At 72.6% G+C, this 26,956-nt stretch carries 20 protein-coding genes; 16 read left to right on the top strand and 4 right to left on the bottom strand.

From position 1 onward, the window contains the following. Positions 1 to 250 precede the first annotated feature (250 nt). The 8 genes from ACFC1R_RS28870 to ACFC1R_RS28835 all read left to right on the top strand — a co-directional run bounded on the left by ACFC1R_RS28870 (position 251) and on the right by ACFC1R_RS28835 (position 11,840). Positions 251 to 1,678: a sensor histidine kinase gene (locus ACFC1R_RS28870; RefSeq protein ID WP_375943505.1), complete on the top strand. Its 1,428-nt coding sequence runs from the start codon at positions 251 to 253 to the stop codon at positions 1,676 to 1,678. Continuing rightward, positions 1,630 to 2,292: a LuxR C-terminal-related transcriptional regulator gene (locus ACFC1R_RS28865; protein ID WP_375943503.1), complete on the top strand. Its 663-nt coding sequence runs from the start codon at positions 1,630 to 1,632 to the stop codon at positions 2,290 to 2,292. The genes ACFC1R_RS28870 and ACFC1R_RS28865 overlap by 49 nt, the downstream gene beginning before the upstream one ends. Before the next feature lie 163 nt (positions 2,293 to 2,455). Then, the gene (locus ACFC1R_RS28860) at positions 2,456 to 4,153 is read left to right on the top strand and encodes a DUF2637 domain-containing protein (RefSeq protein ID WP_375943501.1); all 1,698 of its coding nucleotides are present in this window, start codon (positions 2,456 to 2,458) and stop codon (positions 4,151 to 4,153) included. 256 nt (positions 4,154 to 4,409) lie between these two features. Further along, a complete protein-coding gene (locus tag ACFC1R_RS28855; protein WP_375943499.1) occupies positions 4,410 to 5,699 on the top strand; it encodes a DUF6986 family protein in 1,290 nt (429 codons plus the stop codon). A gap of 154 nt (positions 5,700 to 5,853) precedes the next feature. Beyond that, positions 5,854 to 6,507: a YigZ family protein gene (locus ACFC1R_RS28850; RefSeq protein WP_375943497.1), complete on the top strand. Its 654-nt coding sequence runs from the start codon at positions 5,854 to 5,856 to the stop codon at positions 6,505 to 6,507. 290 nt (positions 6,508 to 6,797) lie between these two features. After that, entirely contained in the window at positions 6,798 to 8,822 is a 2,025-nt protein-coding gene (locus ACFC1R_RS28845; RefSeq protein WP_375943495.1) for a hypothetical protein, read from the top strand. Positions 8,823 to 9,158: 336 nt separating this feature from the next. Continuing rightward, on the top strand, positions 9,159 to 10,739 hold the full coding sequence (locus ACFC1R_RS28840; protein WP_375943494.1) for a restriction endonuclease: 1,581 nt from the start codon (positions 9,159 to 9,161) through the stop codon (positions 10,737 to 10,739). Positions 10,740 to 11,084: 345 nt separating this feature from the next. Further along, positions 11,085 to 11,840, top strand: a complete 756-nt coding sequence (locus ACFC1R_RS28835) for a ZIP family metal transporter (RefSeq protein ID WP_375943492.1) — start codon at positions 11,085 to 11,087, stop codon at positions 11,838 to 11,840. Positions 11,841 to 11,946: 106 nt separating this feature from the next. Here the strand turns inward: ACFC1R_RS28835 and ACFC1R_RS28830 are convergent, their stop codons facing one another. Next, the gene (locus ACFC1R_RS28830) at positions 11,947 to 12,846 is read right to left on the bottom strand and encodes a LysR family transcriptional regulator (RefSeq protein WP_375943489.1); all 900 of its coding nucleotides are present in this window, start codon (positions 12,844 to 12,846) and stop codon (positions 11,947 to 11,949) included. Between the two features lie 103 nt (positions 12,847 to 12,949). On the opposite strand from ACFC1R_RS28830, the gene ACFC1R_RS28825 reads away from it, so the two are divergent. Next, entirely contained in the window at positions 12,950 to 13,879 is a 930-nt protein-coding gene (locus tag ACFC1R_RS28825; protein WP_375943509.1) for an EamA family transporter, read from the top strand. Here ACFC1R_RS28825 and ACFC1R_RS28820 read toward each other — a convergent pair. After that, positions 13,782 to 14,267 carry a MarR family winged helix-turn-helix transcriptional regulator gene (locus ACFC1R_RS28820; protein WP_375943487.1) on the bottom strand — a complete coding sequence of 162 codons (486 nt, stop codon included), beginning with the start codon at positions 14,265 to 14,267 and terminating at the stop codon, positions 13,782 to 13,784. The two genes, ACFC1R_RS28825 and ACFC1R_RS28820, sit on opposite strands and share 98 nt — an antisense overlap. Positions 14,268 to 14,447: 180 nt before the next feature. Here ACFC1R_RS28820 and ACFC1R_RS28815 point away from each other — a divergent pair, with 180 nt between their 5' ends. After that, a complete protein-coding gene (locus ACFC1R_RS28815; RefSeq protein ID WP_375943485.1) occupies positions 14,448 to 14,789 on the top strand; it encodes a DUF2218 domain-containing protein in 342 nt (113 codons plus the stop codon). Here ACFC1R_RS28815 and ACFC1R_RS28810 read toward each other — a convergent pair. Together ACFC1R_RS28810 and gabT are read right to left on the bottom strand one after the other, a co-directional pair. After that, positions 14,776 to 15,393: a phosphatase PAP2 family protein gene (locus tag ACFC1R_RS28810; RefSeq protein WP_375943483.1), complete on the bottom strand. Its 618-nt coding sequence runs from the start codon at positions 15,391 to 15,393 to the stop codon at positions 14,776 to 14,778. The two genes, ACFC1R_RS28815 and ACFC1R_RS28810, sit on opposite strands and share 14 nt — an antisense overlap. Before the next feature lie 397 nt (positions 15,394 to 15,790). Continuing rightward, entirely contained in the window at positions 15,791 to 17,149 is a 1,359-nt protein-coding gene (gabT, locus tag ACFC1R_RS28805; RefSeq protein WP_375943481.1) for a 4-aminobutyrate--2-oxoglutarate transaminase, read from the bottom strand. 229 nt (positions 17,150 to 17,378) lie between these two features. Between gabT and ACFC1R_RS28800 the strand changes: the two genes are divergently transcribed. The 6 genes from ACFC1R_RS28800 to ispG all read left to right on the top strand — a co-directional run bounded on the left by ACFC1R_RS28800 (position 17,379) and on the right by ispG (position 26,939). Next, positions 17,379 to 19,430, top strand: coding sequence for an ATP-binding protein (locus ACFC1R_RS28800; protein ID WP_375943479.1), 2,052 nt, complete (start codon positions 17,379 to 17,381; stop codon positions 19,428 to 19,430). 245 nt (positions 19,431 to 19,675) lie between these two features. Beyond that, the gene (locus tag ACFC1R_RS28795) at positions 19,676 to 21,241 is read left to right on the top strand and encodes a PucR family transcriptional regulator (protein WP_375943477.1); all 1,566 of its coding nucleotides are present in this window, start codon (positions 19,676 to 19,678) and stop codon (positions 21,239 to 21,241) included. Positions 21,242 to 21,499: 258 nt separating this feature from the next. After that, positions 21,500 to 22,942: an aldehyde dehydrogenase family protein gene (locus ACFC1R_RS28790; protein WP_045303363.1), complete on the top strand. Its 1,443-nt coding sequence runs from the start codon at positions 21,500 to 21,502 to the stop codon at positions 22,940 to 22,942. Positions 22,943 to 23,059: 117 nt separating this feature from the next. Continuing rightward, on the top strand, positions 23,060 to 24,289 hold the full coding sequence (gene dxr / locus ACFC1R_RS28785) for a 1-deoxy-D-xylulose-5-phosphate reductoisomerase (RefSeq protein WP_375943474.1): 1,230 nt from the start codon (positions 23,060 to 23,062) through the stop codon (positions 24,287 to 24,289). A 42-nt stretch (positions 24,290 to 24,331) separates the two neighbouring features. Continuing rightward, positions 24,332 to 25,636 carry an RIP metalloprotease gene (locus ACFC1R_RS28780; protein WP_375943472.1) on the top strand — a complete coding sequence of 435 codons (1,305 nt, stop codon included), beginning with the start codon at positions 24,332 to 24,334 and terminating at the stop codon, positions 25,634 to 25,636. Between the two features lie 142 nt (positions 25,637 to 25,778). Then, positions 25,779 to 26,939 (top strand): flavodoxin-dependent (E)-4-hydroxy-3-methylbut-2-enyl-diphosphate synthase, encoded by a 1,161-nt coding sequence (gene ispG / locus ACFC1R_RS28775; protein WP_375943471.1) that lies wholly within the window; start codon positions 25,779 to 25,781, stop codon positions 26,937 to 26,939. The last annotated feature ends 17 nt before the right edge of the window (positions 26,940 to 26,956 follow it).

Genomic DNA, 26,956 nt, shown 5'->3' with positions numbered 1-26,956 from the left:
GGACGATAAGCCTCAACGCGCCGTTGGTACTGCTGGGGGGACCCTGTGGGAGAGTAGGACGCCGCCGAACAATCATTCAAGCCGTGGCCCCCAGCGTTTCGCTGGGGGCCACGGCTTTTTCTATTTTCATACCGACGCTCGGTAGGTGGTGCTAGGTCCACCTTGAAGTCGGGTCCAGGGGCCAGTGCGCTCGCGAAGCGGCCTGACCAGACTGGTACCCGAAGCACGAGGAACGAGCGGAGGGGTCCGGATGGCGAGTCAGAGCTTGCCGACGGTCGTCAGGTGGACGGGCGTGGGGCGGGAACGGGTGGTAGAGGGGCTGCAGGCTCAACTCCGCTGTCTGCAGGTGGTTTTCCAGGCCGGACTGGCACTGTTCGTTCTGCTGACGTGGGCGGTTCTGTCGCTCATCGGGGTGCTTGGCCGGTTGGCCTATGACCTGCCGAGTCTGCTGGTCGCCGTGGTGGCCCTGGTGGCCTGGCCGGTGGGGCTGGTGTGGGGGAGTCGGCTGAACACCCGGTGGTCGCGGCACCGGGCGCAGCTGTGGTTCGGCGCTCGTATTCCGCAGAGCTATGTGGCTACCCCGAGCCCGACACAGGACGAGCGGGGGCACTGGTGGACTGGGCGCTCGTATCACCGGGACAGGCGGACGGCCGAGTTGGCGCTCTCCGCGCGGACGGTGGCGACGGATCCGCAGACCTGGCGGGACCTCAAGTGGATGTCGGCGAACACGGTGTTGGCCGCGGCGCTTGCGCTGCCCTGTCTGGGCCTGGCGGTGTTCGGGACAGGGATGGCGGTCCTCCAGTTGCCGGAGGCGTACAGGGACTTCCTCGGCGGTGGCATCTTCACGGCCGCACCCTTCCTTGGGGACCTGGCGGTCGTCGTGGTGGGGCTGGGGATCGCTGCAGTCGGCCTGCTGGCAGCCCCGTACGCGGTTCGGCAGTACGGGTTGTGGATGCGGCGGACACTCGACTCGGACTCACCGGGCGGTTGGGACAGGGCCCGGCTGACCCGGCGGGTGGAGCACCTCACCACCTCGCGGGCGGATGCGGTCGGCAGCCAGGCGGCCGAGCTCCGCAGGATCGAGCGGGATCTGCATGACGGGGCGCAGGCCCGGCTCGTGGCGATCGGGATGACGCTGGGCACGATCGAGCACCTGATGGAGGCCGATCCGGTGGCCGCGCGGCAGTTGCTCGCGGATGCCCGCGAGTCCTCGGCCAGGGCGCTCCAGGAGCTTCGGGACCTGGTGCGGGGTATCCATCCGCCCGTGCTGGCCGAGCGCGGGCTCGGGGATGCGGTGCGGGTGCTCGCCCTGGACAGTGCGCAGGACACGGAGGTTACCGTGAGTCTGCCGGCCAGGCCGGAGGCTCCGGTGGAGGCGGCGGCGTACTTCTGCGTCAGTGAGCTGCTGGCCAATGCGGCCAAGCACTCCGGCGCTCGGCAGGTCTGGGTGGACATCCTCTTCCGGGCCGGTCAGTTGCGGATCACCGTGACGGACGACGGGCACGGCGGAGCCGATCCGGAGCGGGGGAGCGGGCTGCGCGGAATCGAAAGGCGGTTGGGTACCTTCGACGGAGCCATGTCGCTCAGCAGCCCGCGGGGCGGTCCCACCACGATCACCATGGAGTTGCCGTGCGTGTTGTCCTCGCAGAGGACCTCTACCTGCTCCGAGAAGGCCTGACCCGCCTGTTGGAGGCGCATGGCTTCACCATCGCGGCGGCGGTCGAGACGGGCCCCCAGTTGCTGGCGGCCCTGCTCGAACACCGGCCCGATGTAGCAGTGGTGGACGTCAGGCTTCCTCCAACGCTCACAGACGAGGGGCTCCAGGCGGCGCTGGCCGCTCGCCGGCAGATTCCCGGTCTGCCGGTGCTCGTCCTCTCGCAGCATGTCCAACAGCTCTACGCACGGGAGCTGTTGGCGGACGGGTCCGGTGGGATCGGGTACCTGTTGAAGGACCGGGTGTTCAATGCGGGGCAGTTCATCGATGCCGTCCACCGGGTGGCCTCCGGGGGTACGGCGATGGACCCGGACGTGATCGCCAAGTTGCTGCAGAGCCGGTCCTGTTCGGAGCCGCTCCAGCGCCTCTCGCCGAGGGAGCGGGATGTGCTGGAACTGATGGCGGAAGGGTGCTCCAACTCCGCGATCTCGGCCCGGCTGGGCATCAGTGACGGCGCGGTGGCCAAGCACATTGCCAATATCTTCACGAAGTTGGAACTGGCACCCGCAGATGACGCCAACCGCCGGGTTCTCGCGGTCCTGGCGCACCTCAACGGGGCCCCTTCACAAGCGCTCTAACAGGGTGCGGGGCACAGGCAGGCCGTGGATGGAACGCGCTTACGAGTAGGATCCGGTTGGCCGAGACGGTCGGTCGTGCGGTGATCCCGTACCCGATATGAGAGTGGATCCGGCTGCGACAGTCGCGCACGACAGCAGCCGAGTCCCAGGGGTTGATAAACGAATGGCACGTCCATCCCTCACCCGCGCCCACCGGGCTCTGCTCGGCATGGTGGCGGCCGGCGCCTGTGTGATCTCGGGCATCGGGTTTGCCGGTTCATACAACGCTGTGCGTGAGCTGGCGCTGCAGAAAGGCTTCGGCACCTTCGCGTATGCCTTCCCGATCGGCGTGGACGCTGGGATCGTCGTCCTGCTGGCGCTCGACCTGGTGCTGACCTGGCTCCGGATACCCTTCCCGGTCCTGCGCCAGACCGCCTGGCTGCTGACCGGCGCCACCATCGCCTTCAACGCGGCGGCCTCCTGGGGCGATGCGCTCGGTATGGCGATGCATGCGGTCATCCCGGTGCTTTTCGTGGTGGTGGTCGAGGCGTCCCGGCACGCGGTCGGCCGGATTGCGGCGATCACGGCAGACCGGCACATGGAGTCGGTCCGTCTGATGCGCTGGGTTCTCTCGCCGGTGCCGACCTTCCGCCTCTGGCGGCGGATGAAGCTCTGGGAGCTGCGGTCGTACGACGAGACGGTCCGGCTGGAGCAGAACCGGTTGGTGTACCGAGCACAGCTGCGGTTCCGCTACGGGCGCGGCTGGCGGCGGTCGGCGCCGTTCCAGGCGCTGCTGCCGCTGAAGCTGGCGAAGTACGGAGTTCCGCTGGACCCGAGCATCCTGGACCGGATCGACGGCCCGCTGGAGTCGGCCACGGCGGTGCAGTCCGCAGCGGCAGCCCAGGCCGGGGTCGGGCAGATCGAGTCCGGACAGCAGGCCGGCGGGCATGCCACCGCCGGGCACCCGGGCACCGCGCAGGTTCCGACGGCACAGGCAACTGCGGCGGCGGCAGCCGCAGCCGGCGGCCAGGGTGTGGCGGAGCAGGCGCCGATGGCGCCCGGCGCGCCGGTGTCGGCGGCGGTTGCGGTGCCCACGCTGGCGAAGCTCGCGGCCGTCCGGCTGCGCGACGCCAACGACCCGGCGGGGGAGGAACCGGCGCCGGCACCGCTTCAGTCGGAGCTGAACGTCTGGACCGCGCGGGCCGTCCCGGCGGCGCACGCGCAGCAGGGTGCGGCGACCAACACGGTGAGGATGCCGGGGCAGATGTCGCCCTGGTTCAAGCCTCCGCGTGTCCCTCGGCCGGCTCCGCAGGAGACCGATCCGGTCGTCCAGGTGCCGCTGGCAGCCGTGGCAGGGCTCGAAGCCCGAGCCGGCGGGGCGCAGCCGGCCCAGCCGTCGGCCGCCGGCCAGGGCACGCTCGGCCCGCAGCCGCAGCCGCAGCCGCAGCCGCAGCCGGTGAAGGGGCCACGAGGGCCGCGGCCGGTCCGGCTGGAGCAGCTGGTGCCCGAGGCAGCGACCGTGGCCGCACCGGCTGACCAGCCGACTGCGTTCCGGGCAACGATGACTGACGGGCCGTTGGTCGATGGCGTGACCGAGGCCGAGGCCGCGTTCGCGCAGGGTGAGTCGGACGAGCAGGGCGCGCAGAACGAGCAGGACCGGCGTCCCGCCGCTGCCCCGCTCGACCCCGACGCCTGCTTCGAGGCGCTGACCGGCTTCATCGACCAGTACGGCCACCAGCCCCAGCCGAAGCGGTTCGCGGAGTACCTGTCGGCCGAGTACGGGATGGTCGGCTCCCGTCCGGACGGTTCGGTGAACCCGGCCGAGGTCGACCGGATCTGGGCGCAGCTCCAGGAGCGGTACGTCGCCTCCGGTCGGGACTGACCGAGAGGTAGCACGGGGGCCCAGGGCAGGCTCACGACCCGCGGGGCGGCTCCCGAGCGCCAGGCGGCAAGCCGGGCAGCACGACAGGCAAACACGACAGGCAACACAAGAAACCCACGACGGACCCACGACAGGACGGCGGCCGCGCACCAGGCGCGGCCGCCGTCCGGCTTTCGGGCGGCCATTGACGCCCTGCGCACACCGCCACTACCTTCACATCAACAAAATGTTGAACATCTGCAGGTGGAGGAGCCCGATGTCGCAGGTCGACGTGGACGGTAACAAGTCCGAGGGCGGTGCGTCCTTCTCGGCTGACGCCCGAGCCGCGGTGGAGGCCCTGCTCGCGCCGGTCGACACCGAACTGGCGCGCCGCTACCCGGGCGAGCCGGGCACGCGTCAGCCGGTCCACACGGTGTACGTCCCGGCCGACGCCTTCGAAGCCGACACCGTGCAGAACTGGGGCCGCGAGGCGTTGCTGGCCTTCGACACCCACGCTGGTACGCCGGCCGAGCTGGCCGTCGCCCTCGGCGTTCCGGCCGACGAACTGCTCGCCGACGTGCACGCCCGGGTCCGCGCCAAGCTGGAGCGCGAGCCGGTCGAGGACCTGCGGATCGACTTCGAGGACGGCTACGGCCCGCGCCCCGACGCGGAGGAGGACGCCGCCGCCGTCCGCGCCGCCCAGCTGGTCTCCGCCGCCGTGGCGAGCGGGACCGCGCCGCCGTACGTCGGGATCCGGATCAAGTGCATGGAGGCGGCGGTCCGCGCCCGCGGCATCCGTACCCTGGAGCTCTTCCTCGCCACGCTGCTCGCCGAGGCCGGGCTGCCAGAGGGCCTGGTGCTCACCCTGCCCAAGGTGACGTACGCGGAGCAGGTCACCGCGCTCGTCGGGCTGTTGGACGACTTCGAGCGGCGGGCCGGCCTCCCGGCGAAGCGGATCGGCTTCGAGATCCAGATCGAGACCACCCAGGCGATCCTCGGCCCCGACGGCCGGGCCACCGTCGCCCGGATGATCGACGCGGCCGAGGGCCGGGCCACCGGCCTGCACTACGGCACGTTCGACTACAGCGCCTCGTGCGGGGTCAGCGCCGCCTACCAGAGCATGGACCACCCGGTGGCCGACCACGCGAAGGCCGTGATGCAGGTGGCCGCGGCGGGCACCGGCGTGCGCCTCTCGGACGGTTCCACCAACGTGATCCCGACCGGCTCGACCGAGCAGGTGCACGCGGCGTGGCGGCTGCACCACGGCCTGGTCCGCCGCTCGCTCGCCCGCGCCTACTACCAGGGCTGGGACATGCACCCGGCACACCTGCCGACCCGCTACGCCGCCGTCTACGCGTTCTACCGCGAGGGCCTGGCCACCGCTTCGGCCCGGCTCGCGGCGTACGTGGCGAAGGCCGGCGGTGACGTGATGGACGAGCCCGCCACGGCCAAGGCCCTCAGCGGGTACCTCCTGCGCGGCCTGGACTGTGGTGCGGTGGACCTGTCGGAGGTCACCGGGCTCACCGGTCTGGACCGCAGGCAGCTGGACGCGCTCGCGGGCCGCTGACCGGGTGGGGTGGGGCCGGGCGGGGCGCACCGGTCCGCCCCGCCCGGCAGTCTCCCCGGCCGCGGTCGGCCGATGGTTAAGCTGGCGGGGTCGAACAAGACCCCGCCAGCTTTCCGCTTCCCGCCCTCCCGCAGCTACGGAGATCCACCCCGCCATGTCGGAGCCGAGTCCGAGTCCGAAGCCGTATCTGACGATCCGGAGCTCCGGCACCCATGAGATCGAGATCAAGAAGTCCCGGTTCATCTGCCACCTCGCGCGGGTCGCGGACGAGGACGAGGCCCAGGCCTTCATCGCCGGGATCCGCAAGCAGTACTGGGACGCCCGGCACAACTGCACGGCCTTCGTGGTCGGCGGCGAGCAGCCGCGTGAGCGCTCCAGCGACGACGGGGAGCCGGGCGGTACGGCCGGTGTGCCGATGCTGGAGGTGCTGCGCAGGCGGGGGTTGACCGACACGGTCGCCGTGGTGACGCGGTACTTCGGCGGCATCAAGCTGGGCGCGGGCGGGCTGGTACGGGCGTACGGGAGTGCGGTCTCCGAGGCGGTGGACTCGATCGGACTGCTTGAACGCCGTCCGGTGCTGCTGCTCTCGGTGGCGGTGGACCACACCAGGGCGGGGCGGCTGGAGAACGATCTGCGGGCGGCCGGTTATGCGGTGCGCGAGCTGGCCTACGAGGCGGCCGGGGTGCGGATCGAGGTCGGCGTTCCCGAGCCGGAAGTGACGGCTTTTCACGCCTGGCTCGCGGAGGCGACCGGAGGTGCGGCCGGGGCGGTAGCGGCCGGGCGGGCCTTTGTCGAAGTCCCGGTCTGACCTTCGTCGGAGTCCCGGTCGGACCCGGCCGTCCCGAAATCCCTGTCCGACCTGGCGGTTTGCGCGCGGGGGAGGGTGGCGCATTTGCATTTCCCCGTGTTGTGACGGTCGCACGAAGTCCACATGACACTCGAACGAATTAACCATGCCGAGAGTTGGAACTTCCGCCACCGGAGACGGCGTTTCCCAGGACAAGGATCCGCCCCCGGCACCGGGTCGGCGGAATCCGTAGACCGATTCATCGATGGAGGACTTCAGACCCCACCGCCGCACCACGGGAGGTACCGCGCATGACTCCGGAGCACACCCCGTCCATGGGCCAAGCATCCGAGCCGCCCGGCCAGTTCGGCCAGGCCGTGCCCTACCGGATGACAGTCACCACTCCTCGGCCGTACCAGGAGACGGTTGCCCTGGCGGACCAGCAGTTGGCGGCCTGGCTGAAGGAGGAGGGCTGCGAGGAGCCCCCGCCGAGGGCGGAGGCGCCCTGGACAGCAGACCCGCCGCCCCCGGCCGCCGAGCGCCTTCGCCTGGGTGAACGGATCCTGCTGGACCGCGATTTCGGCCCGCTGCGGGCCGCACCCGTCAGGGCCGACCGGGCCGTCGCACCCACCGGGGCCGACCGGACGACGTCGGCCGTACTGCCGGCGCAGGCGGGCTCGCCGGGCAGGGAGCCGTCCGATGAGCCGCCGGAGGAGAGCCGGGTCATCGGCCACTACACCCGCCGCCGACTCCGGACACCTGTCCCGCACGGCACCCATCAACTGACCCTCACCATAGCCACGACCACTCCGTTCACCTCTGCCGCTTCCTCCTCCCCGGCCACCCCTTCCACCCCGTCCACCACTGCCTCCGGGGCCTCCGAAGTCGGCCCCCAGACCTGGATCCGGCTGGAGGCCGAGCACCTCGCCTCCGGTCCCGGGGTCCGGACGGTCGGCCGAGTCCCGGTGCCCGAGCTGGCCCGTACGCTGCTTCCACTGCTCGACGCGACGGACGGTCCGGCCGCCGTCGGCCCGACGGCCCGTCTGATCACCCCGAGCGGCGTCGACACGCTGATCGACGAGCTCTGTGACCCGGAGCGCCGCCTCCCGACCATCGTGGCCAGCACTCCCTCCGGTGTTCCGCTCGACGACTGGCTCTCCGGCACGGTCGAGCCGCTGCTGCGCCAGCTGACCGGCCTGGCCGTGCTCTACGTACTGGACCAGGCGGCACTGCCGGTGTTCAACGTCGCGCTGGAGTACCACAAGGTGTACGGCGGCGCGGTCCGCACCTATCTGCCCGAGGTGGATCCGGCGTCCCGGTCGGACGGCGGCCGCCACCCGGTGCTGGCCCGCCAGCGGATCGAGGAGGACATCCGCCGCGCCGCCGCCCTGCTCGCCCGTGAGCCCCGCCGGGTGGCGGCGGAGCTCCCCCCGGCGCCGTTGCTGCTCGCGGTCCCGCCGCTGCAGATCCCCGTCGAGGCGAAACGGGCCGCACGTCCGGAGCCCTCGCTGCCGGCTCAGCAGTCCCACCCTGCCGCCCCGCCGCACCCGCTGCAGCAGGCACAGCAGGGGCACCGGTCGGAGCCGCACCCGGACCTCGTCGCAGGTGCCGAGGTCGCCGCTCACCACTGCGCCGAGGAACTGCAGTTGCAGCTGTTCGGCCGTAGCCTGCACGCCCTCCGGTCGCGGGAGCGCTGGGGCGAGACCGAGGAGCAGCACGGCGGGTTCCGCCGGACGATGGTGCAGGTGCGGTCGGCGGTGACCGGCGGCAGGCTGTGCACCGTCACCGCTCCGGAGCCGCTCGACCACCTGCCCGGCGCACGCCCGGCGGTGGACCCGTACCCGGACTCGACACCGGCCACGTTCGGCGAGCTCGTCTGCCGCTTCGGCGAGTTCCCGCTGGTGGAGTTCACCGGCGACCAGAAGGAGGCGCTCGCACTGGACGGCCAGTCCGACGGCACGGGCTGGGCGCGCCTCGCCTGGGACGGGCTGACGGCCCTCCAGGAGTACGCGGCGGCAGCCGTACGCGGTGAGGCCCACGGTGACTTCAAACAGTGGTGCGAGCACACGCCGCCCGGCTGCCACCACTTCCCGCCACGCAAGGCGGTTCGCGGGGAGTCGCGGACGGTCGAGAGCCACACCAAGTGGAAGCGCGAGCGGATGCTGCCCGTGCCGGAGTGCGTGGACGTCTCCCGGCGCGCTTTCATGGGCGCGCACCTGCGGATCGGTGGCGGCCGGACGGCTCCGCGCCTGCACTATCTGGACGACTGTTCGGGCAGCGGGCGGATCTATGTCGGCTACATCGGACTCCACCTCACCAACACCCGGACGAACTGAGCACCGGGGCAGCGGCTGTCCGTCCCATCGGACCCGGTCGACCGGGACGCCGGCCGGGTCGGCCACGGCCGGCCGGAGCCGAATCCGGTCGGGCACCCGCTGCCCCGGGAGCCAACAGCCCCACCAACTGGAGAGCTTGGCTGACCCGCGCGCCCGAACGGTGGACAATGCTGCTCAGGGGCCGCCGCCACGCGGCCCCGGCCGGCACCCGCCGACCGACAGGCACCGCCGATGGGCAGGCAGCGCCGACCGGCACGTCCGGTCGACGGGCGAGCGCGGCGGGTCCGAGGGGGCGTGAGCAGGCCCGAGCGCGCGAGCATGGGGGAACGACCGCCGATGCAGTACTCACCCGAGGGCCAGCCGGACGGTACTGCCACGGTTCTTCAACCGGGCTTCCTGGCCTCGGTCTTCCGCGATCTGGGCGCTGACGTACCCGAGCAGGGGGCGTCGCCGGAGGAGTCGGCGGCCGCGCACGGGCGGGCGGCTGCCCTGACCCACCACCGGACGCTCACCGTCCAGGCCGAGCACGAACGCCTCGCCGACCTGCTGCGCCGAGCCGCGCTCCCGGTCTCCGCGATGGATTTCGAGAGCCAGCTGCGCAGTTACGAGCCCCGCCCCTACCAGGCCGGGGAGTTGGAGCCGCCCGGCGAGGCCGAGCCCCGCTGGGCGGACTACGTCCCGGCCGAACCGCCCGCCGCCGACCCCGACGAGCCGCCCTCGCGGCGTCTGCTGGACTCCGGCTACCAGCGTGAACTGGCCCAGGCCCGGCTGCGCCACCAGCGCGACTTGCGCGAGTGGCGCACCCGCAGGGCCGAGGCCGCCGACTCCGGGACGGTGGCCGCCAGGGCGGCGCACGAGCAGGCGGAGCAGGCCAGGGCACGGGCCGTCCGCGAGTACAACGAGACGCTGGAGGAGTGCCGTCGGGCGTACCGGCTGGCCGAACCCGCGGCGGTGGAATCGCTGTTGGAGCGTGCTCTCGCCGCGGCCGAGGGGGCCACCCAGGACCTGCCCGCGCCCTGCCGGGCCGTGTTCCGGCCGCTCACCCGCACCGCCGTGCTGGACCTCGACCTGCCTCCGCTCGACCGGGTGCCCGCACTGTCCGGCTACCGGATGGCGCCCTCCGGCGAGATCGAACCGGTGCCCCGCCCGTCGGCCGACCGGGCGGCGGACTACCTCCGGCTCGCCGCCCGCCTCGCGCTGCGCGCGCTCCAGGCGGCGGACGCCGTGGACACCGACGAGATACTGGCCGGGGTGGTGCTCAACGGCTGGCTGCGCGAGACACCCTCGGGCGAGCCGCGCTGCCTGCTGAGCGTGGACGCCGACCGCAACGCCCTGGCCCGCACCCGGCTGCTGCCGGCGGACCCGGCCGACGACGACCGGGTGGAGCACGGCTACGGCGACGGCGTCTACGCGGACGCCGAACACGACGAGGCGCTGGTCCGGCTGCGTGACCTGGCTGCCGCGGTGACCCCCGATCCGTATGCGCTCGCCGCTGTCGAGCCCAGCGCGTCCGCAGGCTCCGCCGTTCCTTCGGCAGCCGAGCTCTCGTCGAACGAATTCGCCCACCTGGTACGTGAGTTGCTCACACGAGGCGGGCTGGCCGGGTGGAGCGTACGGCTGCGCGGAGCGGCCGGACTGGTCGCCACCGGCGAGGGTGCGCCGGGCAGTGCACTGCCCGGCCGCTGGGTGGTGTGGGCCTCCCGGGGGGCGGAGCCGGTCGGCGAGGAGGAGCTCGGCACGCTGGTGGAGGCGGTCCGCGAGGAGGGGGCTGACCGTGGCCTGCGGCTGACCAGCGGCCGGTTCTCCGAAGCCGCCCTCGACCTCTCGGGCACCGCGCCGTACCAGCAGATCCACCTGGTGGACGGCGACGGCGTACGGGAGTTGGCACAGACCCATCTCGGCCTGCCGCTCGCCTAGCCGTGGGCAGGCAACGGGCCCGTGCCGAGTGGCGGGCGGCTTCGAGGTGCCCGGCCGCCGAGGGCGGGCCGGTCGCGTGCGGGTGCCCACTGCGGGTGCCCGTGCCGGGCCCTGCGCCCCCGGCGGGCGGGTGGCCGACCACGGTGCGCAGTCACCCTGACGGGTTCTCCGACGCGCGCGGGGCGCGCGGACGACGGCAGGCTTGGCGAAGGGTCCGGCGCGACCGGGCCCGGCCGGGCAGGCTTCGCCCGTGGGCAGCGGTCAGCGCAGCCGCCCGGCCATCACGAACGGCAGCCCGACGGGACTCTGCGGCGGGCTGCTCTCGACCCGGGGGAAGTGAACGGGATGACCGCCGTACTCGTCGCTGCCGCCGCTTTCCTGATGACCCTGATCGGCGGATTCGTCGCCCAGCGGACCGGTGACCGGCGGCATCTGGTGCTCGGGTTCGCCGCCGGGTTGATGCTGGGGGTGGTCGCCTTCGACCTGCTCCCCGAGGCTCTGGACGCCGCACCCGAGGAACTCCACGGGGTGCCGCAGGCACTGCTGATGTTCGCGACAGGGTTCCTGGCGATCCATGTCGTGGAGCGCGCGGTGGCCATCCACCGCGGACACGAGGGGGAGTACGCGGCCCACACCCACGGACACGGCCACGCACACGGTGCGCGCCAGGGCGTCGGTCTCGCGGCGGCCGGCGCGCTGGTCGGGCACAGCCTGATGGACGGGTTCGCGATCGGCGCCGCGTTCCAGGCCGGGACGAGCGTGGGCACGGCGGTGGCCATCGCGGTGGTGGCGCACGACTTCGCGGACGGCTTCAACACCTACACGATCACCAGAATGTACGGGAACAACCGGACGCGGGCACTGGCGCTGCTCGGAGCGGACGCGCTGGCGCCGGTGACGGGAGCCGCGATCACCCTGCTCTTCACCATCCCGGAGCACACGCTCGGCCTCTACCTGGGTTTCTTCGCCGGGTTCCTGCTCTACCTGGCGACGTCGGACATCCTTCCGGAGGCGCACAGTCCGCACCCCTCGCGCACCACCCTGATCTGCACGCTGGCGGGCGTGGGGTTCATGTGGCTGGTGGTGGGCCTCGCCGACTGACCGCCCGTCCGCGCTTCCTCCCGCCGCCCGTACGCGTTCCCGCCCGGAGCCCGGAGCCCGGAGCCCGGAGCCCGGAGCCCGGAGCCCGGAGCCCGGAGCTGCTGCGTTACCGCGCGACCCAGTGGTTCCGGATCGCCTCCAGTGCGGCGGTGATCGCCGGCCGCCTGGAGGTCTGGGTGCGCCAGAGCACGAAGACCCGTCGGCTGGGCTCGGGTACGACCGGCCGGGCGATCACCTCGGGCGGCAGCGGCCCGCGTCCGAGCCGCGGCACCAGACCGATCCCCAGCCCGGCGGCGATCAGCGCGATCTGCGTCTCGAACTCGCCGACCTGGTAGATCACATCGGGCTCGTCGCCCGCCTCGCGCATGGTCCGCACCAGCCAGTCGTGGCAGATGTTCCCGGACGGCACGCTGATCCAGCGCTGTTCGCGGAGCCGGGCGACCGGGACCACGGCCAGCTCGGCGAGCGGGTGGTCGGCGCGCAGCAGCAGGTCGACCGGGTCGATGCCCAGTTCCATCCGGGACACCCCCTCGTGAACCGGGAGCGGCACCGTCGGCCAGTCCTGGACCAGCGCCAGGTCCACCTCACCGCGCGCCACCAGATCGGCGGCCGGGTACGGGTCGGCCTCCAGCAGCCGGACGTCCAGTTCGGGGCAGCGCTCGCGCAGCTCGGCCAGCGCACCCGGGAGCAGCCCGCGCGCGCCGGTCGCGAAGGCGGCGAGCATCAGCCGTCCGAAGGGCAGGCCGCGCTGTTCCTCCAGCGTCACTTCGGCCTGCTCGACCAGGGCGAGCACGTGTTCGGCGGTGTCGGCCAGCCGCCGGGCGGCGTCGGTGAGGGCCACCCCCCGGCCCTGGCGTTCCAGCAGGGTGGTCCGGGTCTCACGTTCCAGCTTGGAGATCTGCTGGGAGATCGCCGAGGGAGTGAAGCCGAGGGCGGCGGCCGCGCCGCCCACCGAGCCGTGCACCGCGACCGCGTGCAGGGCGCGGAGCCGTCCGAGATCCATCATGTAGTGATGCTAAACCGCGAGGTTCAGAACTCATCGCTGGTGCTTCACATTGTGCCTCGGCGATGCTCGACGCATGCCAGCTTCCGTCCGCAGTACCAATGCCATGACTCCTGGTCACATCGCCCTGGCCGTCCTGGTCGCCGCCGTCTGGGGCCTCAACTTCGTACTGATCCACGTGGGTCTGCAGGACTTCCCGCCGCTGCTGTTCTGCGCGCTGCGGTTCGCCGTGGTGGCCGTGCCCGCGGTGTTCTTCGTCGGCCGTCCGGGCGTCCGGTGGCGCTGGATCCTGTTGGCCGGCTGCACGCTGGGGGTGGCCAAGTTCGGCCTGCTGTTCCTCGGGATGCACGCCGGGATGCCGGCCGGCCTGTCCTCGTTGATGCTGCAGAGCCAGGCGGTCTTCACGGCGCTGCTCGCCGCCTGGCTGCTGCGTGAGCGCGCGGGTGGGCAGCGGATCGCCGGTCTGGCGGTCGCGTTCGCCGGGATCGTGCTGGCGGCCGTGGACAACGGCCTCGGCGGTTCGGTCGCGGCCTTCGCCCTGGTGATCCTGGCGGCGGTGTTCTGGGGGCTGTCCAACGTGCTGACCCGCAGGGCGGCCCCGCCGGACGCACTGCGCTGGATGGTCTGGGTGAGCGCCGTCCCGCCGCTGCCGCTGCTGGCGCTCTCCCTGCTGGTCGAGGGGCCCGAGGCGGACCTGCGCGCGCTGAGCGGTATCACCCCGGGCGGTCTCGGCGTGATCGCCTACGTCGGTCTCGGCGCCACCCTCTTCGGTTTCGTGGCCTGGAGCTTCCTGCTGCGGACCTACGACGCCGGCGCGGTCGCGCCGTACTCGCTGCTGGTGCCGGTGTTCGGGATGTCCTCGTCCTGGCTGCTGCTGGGCGAACGGGTCACCCTGCCGGCGGCCTGCGCGGCCGCGCTGGTCATCGCGGGCATCGCGGTCAGCGCGCTGCGCCCCGGGGCGGCGGGGGAGCTGACTCGTACGCTGCTTCGGCGCTCCGCAGTGCCTTCAGCAGTGCGTCCTGGTCGCTCGGGCTGATCGGGGCGAAGTACTCCTGGGCTACCTCGTGCCGGACCTGGTGGATCCGCTCCAGGGCCGCGCGGCCGTCGGTGGTGAGCACCACGCGGACGGCCCGGCGGTCGGCCGGGTCCGGGGTCCGCTCGACCAGGCCGGCCTCCTCCAGGGCGTCCACCACCGTGGTGGCCGAGCGCGGCGCGATGTGCAGGTGGTCGGCGAGTTCGCTCAGCCGCATCGCCTCACGGCCCTCGCAGCCGGGGGCATGGGCCAGTACCCGCAGGGCACGGGCCTGGGCGGGGGTGATGCCGAAGGGTTCGAGCCGGGTCATGGTCCGCCGCCGGATCCGCTTCATCGCCCGGGTCAGCGTGTCGGCCAGCTCCGCTGCGGTGTCGACGGGCGAGGTGGTCATGGCGGGCTCCCGGTTGGTGTGCCCCCGCCCGGAGGCTGGGGAGGGTGAGGTCAGGGTATCGGGCCGTCCGGGGGATACGGTCTCCATAACATCTTGAGTCAGACTCAGTATCTGGGCTAGCGTGGGCGCCAGGTAAGGGCATCCTGAGTTGCCCTGGATCTCCCGAGCGTTGGAGTGTGCATGTCCCGTTCCGAAGCCCGCGTCAGTACCGACCGCCCGGCGCGCTACGGCAAGCAGCTGGCGGCCCACATGGGGCGCAAGATCGAGGCCGAGTGGTCCGAGGAGGCCGGCCGCGGCCGGCTGGTCTTCGGCGCCGGTACCGCCACCCTGGTCGCCGAGCCCGATGCGCTGCTGCTGACCGTCGAGGGCCTGGCGGAGAACCTGCCGGGCCTGGAGGACGTGGTCGGGCGCCACCTGGTGCGCTTCGGCGCCCGCGACGAGCTGGTGGTCGAGTGGCGCCGCGACAACGGTGAGCCCGGCCTGGTCCACCGCAACGAGGAGGAGCAGGTCAGCGGCGACTGACCCGGCGGTCCAGGCTCCACAGCACCACTCCGGCCAGGCACCAGCTGGCGGTCACGTCCAGCAGCCAGTGGAAGTCGCTCCACACCAGGCCCGCGCCGACCCCCAGGCAGAGCAGCGCGGTGCCCGCGTACAGCCACCGCCGGGCGGTCGCCCCCGAAGTCCGGCCGAGCAGCAGGGCGCCGGCCCCGTAGGCGATCGCCGAGGTGGCGGTGTGCCCGGACGGGTACCAGCCCCACTGGTCGGGGGTGAGCGCCAGCCCCAGCGGCCCGGGTCGGGCGAACCAGGCCTTCGCCGGCACGACCAGCAGCGGGATCAGGACCGCGGCCAGGGCGGCCGTCGGCAGCGGCGCCCACCAGTGCCGCACGCCGCTCCGCCATTTCCGCCAGGCGGCCAGTCCGGCCGCGCCGATCAGCACCGGAACGGCCGGGACGGAACCGCCGAGGTCGGCGAGGAGGACGCCGAGGCGGTCGACGGCGGGGCTGTTTAGCCGGTGGTGCAGCTCGTGCACGGCCTGCCGGACGCCGGTGTCCAGGCCGAGCAGCGGCCCGTCGACGGCCACCTGCCAGGAGATCACGGCCAGCACCAGCAGAAGTGTCAGGGGCACGACAGCAAAGAGAAGCCGCCCCGGAGCAGGGGGGAGAGCTCCGGGGCGGCTGTGGTGATCGCCGTTCCGCGCGCCCCGGGGGGTGTGGGCCGGACGGTCGGTCGATCGGTCTTCGGGGCCGGTCGCCCTCGGGGCGGCGGCAGGTGGTGTCGCGAAGGGTTGCAGCTCGCTGTCCATCTGTCATGACAGTACGTCAAAGCCGGTGCGGGGCCGAGGAGGTCCGTCAGTTTCGCACAGCATCTTCACCAGCCGCAGAGCTACCTCCACGGCATCGCGACTGCCTGCGGTTCAAGGATCATCCGGGGTCGAACGACAGAACGGGCCCGGTCCTGAGGACCGGGCCCGTTCCCTTGAGGAGCCGGCGGAACGCCGACGTTCTCGGTCGGGCGGCCGTGGATCAGGCGCCCGCGAAGGTGCCCTCGATCGAGAAGGCGCCCTCGATGATGTCCAGGCCCTCGGTGAGCAGGTGCTCCGGGATCACCAGCGGCGGCAGGAAGCGCAGCACGTTGCCGTAGGTGCCGGCGGTCAGCACGACCAGGCCCTCGGCGTGGCACGCCTTGGCGATCGCGGCGGTGGCCTCCGGGTTGGCGTCCTTGGTGCCCGGCTTCACCAGCTCGACGGCGATCATCGCGCCGCGGCCGCGGACCTCACCGATGATGTCGAACTTCTCCTGCATCGCCCGCAGGCGGCCCAGCATGATCTCGCCGATCCGCTGCGCCTTGCCGTTGAGGTCCTGCTCCTTCATGGTCTCGATGGCGCCCAGCGCGGCGGCGCAGGCCACCGGGTTTCCGCCGTAGGTGCCGCCCAGGCCACCGGCGTGCGCGGCGTCCATGATCTCGGCGCGGCCGGTCACGGCGGCCAGCGGCAGACCGCCGGCGATGCCCTTGGCGGTGGTGATCAGGTCCGGGACGATGCCCTCGTCGTCGCAGGCGAACCACTGGCCGGTGCGGCAGAAGCCGGTCTGGATCTCGTCCGCGACGAAGACGATGCCGTTCGCCTTGGCGAACTCGACGATCTTCGGCAGGAAGCCCTTGGCCGGCTCGATGAAGCCGCCCTCGCCCTGGATCGGCTCGATGATGATCGCGGCGACGTTGTCGGCGCCGATCTGCTTGGTGATGATCTCGATCGCCTGGGCGGCGGCCTCGGCGGCGCAGTTCTCGGAGCCGGTCAGCCAGCGGTAGGGGTACGCGACCGGGACGCGGTAGATCTCCGGCGCGAACGGACCGAAGCCCTGCTTGTACGGCATGTTCTTCGCCGTCAGGCCCATGGTCAGGTTGGTGCGGCCGTGGTAGCCGTGGTCGAAGACCACGACGGCGGTGCGCTTGGTGTACGCGCGGGCGATCTTCACCGCGTTCTCGACGGCCTCGGCGCCGGAGTTGAACAGCGCGGTGCGCTTCTCGTGGTCACCCGGGGTCAGCTCGTTGAGCTGCTCGGCCACGGCGACGTAACCCTCGTACGGGGTCACCATGAAACAGGTGTGGGTGAAGGCGGCCAGCTGCTCGCTCGCCTTGGCGACGACCGCCTCGGCGCTGTTGCCGACGTTGGTCACGGCGATGCCGGAGCCGAAGTCGATCAGCGAGTTGCCGTCCACGTCCTCCAGCACACCGCCGTTCGCACGGGCGACGTACACCGGCAGGGTGGTGCCGACACCGGCGGCCACCGCGCCCAGCTTGCGAGCCTGCAGTTCCTGCGACTTCGGGCCGGGGATCGCGGTGACCAGGCGGCGCTCCTGGGGGAGCGGCGTTGCAGCACTCATGCTGTTCTCCAAGTTTCTCAAGGCGCGGTCCTCGCAGGCTAAGGCTGGGCCGGAGGCTGAGGCATGCGCCACTCGGTAGCAGTGCGCCTTCCGACTTGTCCTGAGTGGCCAGCGCGCGTGGATCGGCTACCGCGGGGCCCCGCTCCACTACATTGAGCGCGGGCGTGTCGTCGGACGGGCGGCATGGGTATGGCACAGCCGGGCGGGCACAGGGAGCGGGGCCGGGGACATGGGACTGGACGGCACTCAGGGGCAGTGGGCTGCACCGGCGGACCGGGCCTCGGTCGCCCTCCCGCAGCAGCGCAGCCACCCCTTCGACCTGGCCGCCTGGGTCGGCGGTCCCCGGCCCGAGGCCGGCATCGGCATCTACCGCTACGGCTACCGCCCCCTGGACCCGAACCGCACCAAGGACGCGGAGGTCCCGGCCGGACCCCTGCTGCTGCGCGCCGCACTCAACCTGCTGGTCGCCTGGCCCGCCTACCTCTACGGTGTCGACCTCGTCCTCTACCTCGCCGGACTGCTCGGGCTGCTGGACGGGATCAGCCAGACCGCCGCCCTGATCGTGCTGCTCGCGGTGAACGCCGTGGTGCTGGCCGGAGTGATCAAGCTCTTCGGGCGGATGGGCCGATGGATCGAGGTGTGGCGCCGCTACGCGGTCCCGCTGCTCGCCCGTACCGTCACCCACGAACAGCCGGACCCGGCCGAGGCCGCCAAGCCCGCGGGCCCCGCCGATCCCTGGCACCGGCTGCGGCACGGCGGAGCCCCGTACGCCGCCCAGCGGCTGGACGCCGAGGCCGTCGGCGACGTCGACTACGTCCGGATCCATCGCGCCTGGGAGGCCGTCCTCGGCGAGCCGGACCTGCTGTCGGCCTTCGCCGAGGAGATCGACGCCCGCGGTGCCGCCGCCTGCGCGCACCCCTCGGAGGTCCGCGACCTGCCCGGTCGCAGCGCCCGGCACGACCTGCTCACCCGTCAGCTGCGGCTCGGCACCACCCAGGACGTGATCAAGAACCCGGCCACCCACCGCAGCGCCGGGCTCGCCCTCGACCCGGCCGTCCTCGGCACCTCGCTGCTGGCCGTCGGCCCGGCCGGCACCGGCAAGACCGCCAGGCTGGCCCGCCCGGTCGCCGAGGCGCTCTGCCTCCAGGCCCTGGCCGGGACGGCCTGCGCGGTGGTGGTCGGCTCCGCCGAGGCCGACCTCGGCCCGGACGAGTGGTACGACGTGGTGATCGCCCCCGGCGACCCGGGCTCCGCGTACGGGCTCGACCTGTTCGGCGCCGCCGGTGAGGCGGACGAGGCCGCCGCCCGGCTGGCCGACGCGCTGCTGCCCGACGAGCTCTCCGCCCGCGCCGAGAACGCCAGGACCGCCCTGCAGCAGATCGTTGGCCCCTTCCACGCCGCCTACCGCCGCTACCCGGGCGTGCGCGAGCTGCGGGCGCTGCTCGGTGGCGACCCCGACAGCTTCGTGGCGCTCGGCGTGGCACTGCGGGAGGCCGGACTGCTCGCCGACCACCAGCCCGACCTGCAGCACCGGGTGCGCCAGCACGGCCGCGCGGACGACCCCGGGGTGCTGCTCGCGGACCGGCTGGCCCTGCTCGACCGGCCCGCCTTCGCGGACTGCTTCGCCGGGCCCGGTCCCGGCAAGCCGGCCTTCGCCATGCGGGCCCTCGACCACCCCCTGCGGGTCCGGGTCAAGCTGCCCGAGCGCAGCCACCCGGAGGCGGCGCGGATGCTCTCCCGGCTGGTGGTGGCGCAGTTCGTCCAGGCCGCCGGGGTGCGGCAGGAGCAGGCGCTGTTCGCGGGCCTGGTGGTGGACGACGCCTCGGCGGCACTCGACGCGCACACCGTGCGCGGCCTCCAGCGGATGCGCAGTGCCAACGCGGGGGCGGTCCTGCTGCTGCGCACCCTGGTCGACCTGCCCGAGGCGCTGCGCGCGCCGCTGTTCGGCGCGGTCGGCTGCCGGATGGCCTTCCCCGGGATCGCGCCCTGGGACGGCAGGCTCTTCTCCGAGGCATGGGGCACCCATCTGGTCCCCGAGACCTCGGTGACCCACACCCCGGACACCTCGGGCGGGCTGCTCCGCCGCTCCGGCCGGCTCGCCCGCAGGACGCTGTCCGGGACCTCCGCCCAGACCGAGAGCGTCACCACCCGCGACGTCGAGCGCCACCGCTGGTCCCCGTCGGACCTCGCGCACGCCCTGCCCACCGGCCACGCGGTGATCTCGCTGACCTCGGTGACGGGCGAGCAGGTCCCGCCGCTGCTGGTGGACCTGCGCGGCTGACCAGGTGCGGCCGACCTGGCGCGACTGGCCAGGCGCGGCCGGCTCGGGGGCGGCGGTGCGACTGCGCCGGGCGGCAAGGAAACTGACGGGCCGACGGTCCGGGGAGGCGGTTCCGTGGGCGTCCCAGGCTGACTCCGCTGCGGTGGATTCGGCCTTGCGGCTTGTCCGGGGCGTACATAATGGAGGCAGATTCCCCCTCGCCTGATCGCAATGGCGCGCCCAGGTCGAAATCACCGAAGGTTGGCATGCCCCCCACACTCGCCTCCGTCGTCCGCACCACCTCGCTCCACCTGACGGTCCTGGCCGGCGCGGACCACCTGGAACGGCCGGTCCGCTGGGTGCACACCAGTGAGCTGGACGACCCCACGCCGTTCCTCGAAGGCGGTGAGCTGCTGCTCACCACCGGCATCAAGCTCGGCAAGGCCGCCTCGCAGCTGCAGGCGTACGTGCACCGGCTGGCCGACGCGGGTGTGGTGGGTCTGGGCCTGGGGGTCGGCCTCTCGCACACCGAGGTGCCGCAGGCGCTGGTGGAGGCGGCGGCGCAGCGCGGTCTGCCGCTGCTGAGGGTCCCGGAGGCGACGCCGTTCATCGCGATCAGCAAGACCGTCTCGGCCGCGCTCGCCGCCGAGCAGTACGAAGCGGTGACCACCAGTTTCGAGGCCCAGGAGGAGCTGACCCGGGCCGCACTGGGCAAGGACGGCACCACCGCCGTGGTGCGCAGGCTGGCCGCCCGCCTCGGCGGTTGGGCCGCGCTGTACGACGGTTCGGGCGCGCTGTCCGCCGTGGCGCCGGACTGGGCGGCCCGCCGGGCGGGCCGACTGGCGGCCGAGGTGGACCGGCTGCGCCGTAGACCGGCCCCGTCCAGTGCGGCGCTGCAGGGCCGCTCGCCGGGGATCGACACCGCGGACGAGGACTACGTGGTGGTCCAGTCGCTGGGCGCGGACCGCCGGGCCCGGGGCTTCCTGGCGGTCGGCACCGAGGACCGGATCACCCCGACCGAGCGGTACGTGCTCAATGCGGCCGTCGCGCTGCTCACCCTCACCCTGGAGCGCTCGCGCGAGCTGCGGCAGGCGGAGGAGCGGATGGGCGCGGCGCTGCTCGGCATGGTGCTGGCGGGCGAGGTCGGCACCGCGCGGCAGGTCGCGGCGGGCCTCTTCGGCGGTCTGCCGGAGGGGACGGCCAGGGTGCTGGTGGCCGGCGCCGCCGCGGGGGCGGAGGCCGCCGAGGCGCTGAGCGAGCTGGGCGACCGGGCCGAGCAGGCCGGCGGCCGGGTCGGAGAGCGGCTGCTGGTCTCCCGCGACGAAGGTCCGCACGGTGCCAGGCTGACCGTGCTGGCGCTGGACAACGGCGCGGCGCACCGGGCGTGCCTGGGCGCGGTGGAGGAGCACGAGGGCCTGGCGCTCGGTGTCTCGGCGCCGACCAGTCTGGAGGAGGCCGGTACGGCCTTCGCCCAGGCGGAACGGGCGCTGGCGGTGGCGCTGCGCGGTGGCCGCCGTGCGGTGGACCACGAGGAGGTCGGTGCGGGGTCGCTGCTGCCGCTGCTGGGCGAGGAGGCGGTCACGGCCTTCGCGGAGGGCCTGCTGCGGCCGCTGCGCGATCACGACCGCACGGCCCGTGGCGACCTGGTCGCCTCGCTGCGCGCCTGGCTCTCCCGGCACGGCCAGTGGGACGCGGCCGCAGCCGACCTCGGCGTGCACCGGCATACCCTGCGGTACCGGATGCGCCGGGTCGAGGAGCTGCTCGGCCGTTCGCTGGACGACACCGACGTCCGGATGGAGCTCTGGCTGGCGCTGCGGGCGGGCGAGGAGTAGCCCCCGGGCGGCCCGCACCGCCGTAACCGGGGTGAGCGGGGCGAGCGGGCTGCCGCCGAGGTGCCGGGCGCGGGTGACCTCGGTCGCACTCCGTTCCGCGCGGCCCCGTATTCCCGGGGCGCTTCGCCATCGTGTACTGGCGTTCGGGTCGATCTCTACGCCGCGTCCAATCCGGTTTGACCGGCCGTGCCCCTACCGTTGGGGTTCTGGCTCCATGGCCGTGGAGCGGAGCATGACGAGGAAAGGGCCGGTACGACTGTGACCACCACCCATGAGTTCTGGCTGGCCGGCCGCCGGGCGACCGGCGACGGGGACTTCGAGGTCCGGCATTCGTTCGACGGCAGCCTGGTCGGCAAGGTCAGCGTCCCCACCGACGCGCAGGTCGAGGAGGCGGTCGCCGCCGCCGCTGCCGCCCTGCCGGTCTTCGCCGCGACCCCGGCGCACGTACGTGCCGCCGCTCTGGACCACGTGTCCAAGCGCCTGGCCGAGCGCACCGAGGAGATCGCCCAGCTGATCACCGCCGAGAACGGCAAGCCGATCAAGTGGGCCCGTGGCGAGGTCGGCCGTGCCGTCTCGGTGTTCCGCTGGGCCGCCGAGGAGGCCCGCCGCACCAACGGCGAGACCATGCGGCTGGACACCGACCCGGGCGGCGTGGGCCGTTTCGCGCTGATCCGCCGCTTCCCGCGCGGTGTGGTGCTGGGCATCGCCCCGTTCAACTTCCCGCTGAACCTGGTCGCCCACAAGGTCGCCCCGGCGATCGCCGTCGGCGCCCCGATCATCCTCAAGCCGGCCCCGGCCACCCCGCTCTCCGCTCTGGTGCTGGGTGAGATCCTGGCCGAGACCGACCTGCCGGCGGGCTCCTGGAGCGTGCTGCCGGTGGCGAACGAGAAGATGCCCGCGCTGGTCCAGGACAAGCGCCTGCCGGTCATCTCGTTCACCGGTTCCGACAAGGTCGGCTACCAGATCATGGACTCGGTGCCGCGCAAGCACGTCACCCTGGAGCTCGGCGGCAACGCGGCCGCGGTCGTCCTCGCCGACTGGTCCTCCGAGGCCGACCTGGACTGGGCGGCCACCCGGATCGCGATGTTCTCCAACTACCAGGGCGGCCAGTCCTGCATCTCGGTGCAGCGCGTGATCGCCGACGCCTCGGTCTACGACGCGCTGGTGGAGAAGGTCGTCGCCAAGGTCCAGGCGCAGGTCACCGGTGACCCGAAGGACGACGCCGTCGACGTCGGCCCGCTGGTGGACGAGAACGCCGCCAAGCGTGTCGAGTCCTGGGTCGAGGACGCCGTCGCCAAGGGCGCCAAGGTCCTCACCGGCGGTACCCGCGAGGGTGCGACCTACGCCCCGACCGTGCTGGCCGAGCTGCCCGAGGACGCGATCCTGGCCCGTGCCGAGGTCTTCGGCCCGGTGCTCTCGCTGCACAAGGTGGACGGCGTGGACGAGGCCTTCGCGGCCGTCAACGACTCCGCGTTCGGTCTCCAGGCGGGTGTCTTCACCCGTGACCTGCAGAACGCCTTCCGGGCCCAGCGCGAGCTGGAGGTCGGCGGCGTGGTCATCGGCGACGCGCCCTCCTTCCGTGCCGACCAGATGCCGTACGGCGGTGTGAAGGACTCCGGCGTCGGCCGTGAGGGCGTCAAGTACGCGATGGACGACTTCACCTACGAGAAGGTCATGGTCCTCACCGGCCTGGACCTCTGAGTCGCCCGCCGGCAGCCCGTCACCACACCGTGGTGACGGGCTGCCGGCGCTCCCCGGGCAGCCGGGACCCGACGGGCGGGGGGTGAGCACGGCGGCCGAGAGGCCACAATGGAGCGCATGAACTCGCTCGCCCACCCGCAGCTGCACTTCACGCCCGCCCAGAAGGACCCCGCCGGTCCCCGGGAGCTGGTGATCCTCGGTTCCACCGGGTCGATCGGCACCCAGGCCATCGACGTGGTGCTGCGCAACCCCGACCGGTTCAGGGTGGTCGCCCTCTCGGCGGCCGGCGGGCGGGTGGAGCTGCTCGCCGAGCAGGCGCTCCGGCTCGGTGTGCACACCGTGGCCGTCGCCCGTGAGGACGCCGTGTCCGCGCTGCGCGAGGCGCTGGCCGCCAAGGCGGCGGGCCGCCCGCTGCCGCAGATCCTGGCCGGGCCCGACGCGGCCACCGAGGTCGCCGCCGTCGAGTGCCACTCGGTGCTGAACGGGATCACCGGGTCGATCGGTCTGCGCCCCACCCTGGCCGCGCTGCGGGCCGGGCGGGTGCTGGTGCTGGCCAACAAGGAGTCGCTGATCGTCGGCGGTCCGCTGGTCAAGGCGCTGGCCAGGCCGGGCCAGATCGTGCCGGTGGACTCCGAGCACACCGCGATCTTCCAGGCGCTGGCCGGCGGCAGCCGGGCCGAGGTGCGCAAGCTGGTGGTCACCGCGAGCGGCGGCCCGTTCCGGGGCCGGACCCGCGAGCAGCTCGCCACCGTCACGCCGAAGGACGCGCTGGCCCACCCGACCTGGGCGATGGGGCCGGTGATCACCATCAACTCGGCCACCCTGGTCAACAAGGGCCTCGAGGTGATCGAGGCCCACCTGCTGTACGACGTCCCGTTCGACCGGATCGAGGTCGTGGTCCATCCGCAGTCCATCGTGCACTCGATGGTGGAGTTCACGGACGGCTCAACGCTCGCCCAGGCCAGCCCGCCGGACATGCGGATGCCGATCTCGCTGGGCCTCGGCTGGCCGGACCGGGTGCCGGACGCCGCTCCGGGGTGCGACTGGACCAAGGCCGCCACCTGGGAGTTCTTCCCGCTGGACAACGAGGCGTTCCCCGCGGTGGAGCTCGCACGCGAGGTGGGTACGCTCGGCGGGACGGCTCCGGCCGTCTTCAACGCCGCCAACGAGGAGTGCGTCGAGGCCTTCCTGAACGGTCGCCTCGCGTTCACCGCGATCGTGGACACCGTGGCCAAGGTGGTCGCCGAGCACGGCACCCCCGCCGCGGGAACTTCGCTCACGGTCGAGGACGTCCTCCACGCGGAGGACTGGGCCCGCGCCCGGGCCACCGAGCTGGCGGCAGGCTGACACGGCGTACGGCGGGCGGAGCGGCATGACGGAGGACGAGCAGTGACAACAGCGATGAGGGTGCTCGGCATCCTGCTTTTCCTGGTCGGGCTGCTCTTCTCGATCGCCTGGCACGAGCTCGGCCACCTCTCCACGGCCAAGCTCTTCCGGATCCGGGTGCCGCAGTACATGGTCGGGTTCGGGCGCACCATCTGGTCGCGCCGCAAGGGCGAGACCGAGTACGGCATCAAGGCGATCCCGCTCGGCGGGTACATCCGGATGATCGGGATGTTTCCGCCGGGACCGGACGGGCGGATAACCCAACGCAGCAGCTCGCCCTGGCGCTCGATGATCGAGGACGCCCGGGAGGCCTCCTACGAGGAGCTCCAGCCCGGCGACGAGGACCGGCTGTTCTACACCCGCAAGCCCTGGCAGCGGGTGATCGTGATGTTCGCCGGCCCGTTCATGAACCTGATCCTCTCGGTCGTGCTGTACCTCGGCTGGTTCATGGGCATCGGCCTCCAGACACCCGTGCCGACCATCAGCACCGTCAGCGAGTGCGTCGTCCCGTCCGGGGCGGCCACCGACACCTGCCCCAAGGACGCCCCGAAGTCCCCGGCGAACGCGGCCGGCCTCAAGCCGGGCGACACCGTGCTCGCCTTCAACGGCGACCGGATCAGCACCTACCGGCAGCTCCAGGCCGACATCCGCAAGTCGCCGGGGCAGACCGTGAGCATCCTGGTCGAGCGGGGGGGCGAGCAGGTCCCGCTCACCGCCACCATCACCAGCAACACGGTCAACCCTGTCGACCAGGACGGAAACCCGGTCAAGGGCGCCCCCGTCCAGGCCGGTTTCCTCGGCTTCTCACCGGCCACCGGCGTGGTGCACCTGAGCCTGGGCCAGAGCGTCGACCAGATGACCACGATGGCCAGGCACGGCATCTCCTCGCTGGTCGAACTGCCCGGAAAGATCCCCGGCCTGTGGCACGCCATAGTGGGCCACGACCCGCGCCCGGCGGACTCCCCGATGGGCATGGTCGGCGCCGCCCGGCTCGGCGGCGACGTCTTCGCGATGGACATCCCGCCCACCCAGCAACTGACCTTCATGGTCCAGCTGCTGGCCGGGATCAACCTCTCGCTCTTCCTGTTCAACATGCTGCCGCTGCTCCCGCTGGACGGCGGCCACATCGCCGGGGCGCTGTGGGAGTCGCTGCGCCGCCGGGTCGCCGGAGTGTTCCGCCGCCCCGACCCGGGCCCGTTCGACGTGGCCAAGCTGATGCCGGTGGCGTACGTGGTGGCGGGCATCTTCATCTGCTTCACGGCGCTGGTGGCGGTGGCCGACCTCGTCAACCCCGTCAAGCTCAACTAGCCCCGCCCGACCGGCCGAATGTGCCCGGGGCACGGGCCGTGGCGTACCGTGGGTGGCCGGGTGTGCGCTTGTCCGCACACCCGGCCCGGCCACATGCACGGTCGGCCGACCCACACCTCCACCCCTTGGGAACCCTGCGCACATGACCGCGATCTCGCTCGGTATTCCGTCCCTGCCGCTCAAGCCGCTCGCCAAGCGCCGGTACTCCCGGCAGATCATGGTGGGCAACGTGCCGGTCGGTGGCGACGCCCCGGTCTCGGTGCAGTCGATGACCACCACCGTCACCTCCGACATCAACGCGACGCTGCAGCAGATCGCGCAGCTCACCGCCTCGGGCTGCCAGATCGTCCGGGTCGCGGTGCCCTCGCAGGACGACGCGGACGCGCTGCCGATCATCGCCAAGAAGTCGCAGATCCCGGTGATCGCCGACATCCACTTCCAGCCGAAGTACGTCTTCGCGGCGATCGACGCCGGCTGCGCCGCGGTGCGGGTCAACCCGGGCAACATCAAGGCCTTCGACGACAAGGTCGGCGAGATCGCCAAGGCCGCCAAGGACGCCGGCGTCCCGATCCGGATCGGCGTCAACGCCGGTTCGCTGGACAAGCGACTGATGGAGAAGTACGGCCGGGCCACCCCCGAGGCGCTGGTCGAGTCCGCGCTCTGGGAGTGCTCGCTCTTCGAGGAGCACGACTTCCGCGACATCAAGATCTCGGTCAAGCACAACGACCCGGTCGTGATGATCAACGCCTACCGCCAGCTGGCCGCCGCCTGCGACTACCCGCTGCACCTCGGTGTGACCGAGGCCGGACCGGCCTTCCAGGGCACCATCAAGTCGGCCGTCGCCTTCGGCGCGCTGCTGGCCGAGGGCATCGGCGACACCATCCGGGTCTCGCTCTCCGCGCCGCCGGCCGAGGAGATCAAGGTCGGCACCCAGATCCTGGAGTCGCTGGGTCTGCGCGAGCGCGGCCTGGAGATCGTCTCCTGCCCGTCCTGCGGCCGCGCCCAGGTGGACGTCTACAAGCTGGCCGAGGAGGTCACCGCCGGGCTGGAGGGCATGGAGGTGCCGCTGCGCGTCGCCGTCATGGGCTGCGTCGTCAACGGCCCCGGTGAGGCCCGCGAGGCCGACCTCGGGGTCGCCTCCGGCAACGGCAAGGGCCAGATCTTCGTGAAGGGCGAGGTCATCAAGACCGTCCCCGAGTCGAAGATCGTCGAGACGCTGATCGAGGAGGCCCTGAAGCTGGCCGAGCAGATGCAGCAGGAGGGCGTCGCGGCCGGCAGCCCCACCGTGGTCGCCGGCGAGTGACCTCGGCGCGCTGATGC

It is taken from the genome of Kitasatospora sp. NPDC056138, from assembly GCF_042264695.1.
In the GTDB taxonomy this organism is placed as follows: Bacteria; Actinomycetota; Actinomycetes; order Streptomycetales; family Streptomycetaceae; genus Kitasatospora.
This window is presented reverse-complemented; position numbering and strand designations above follow the sequence as displayed.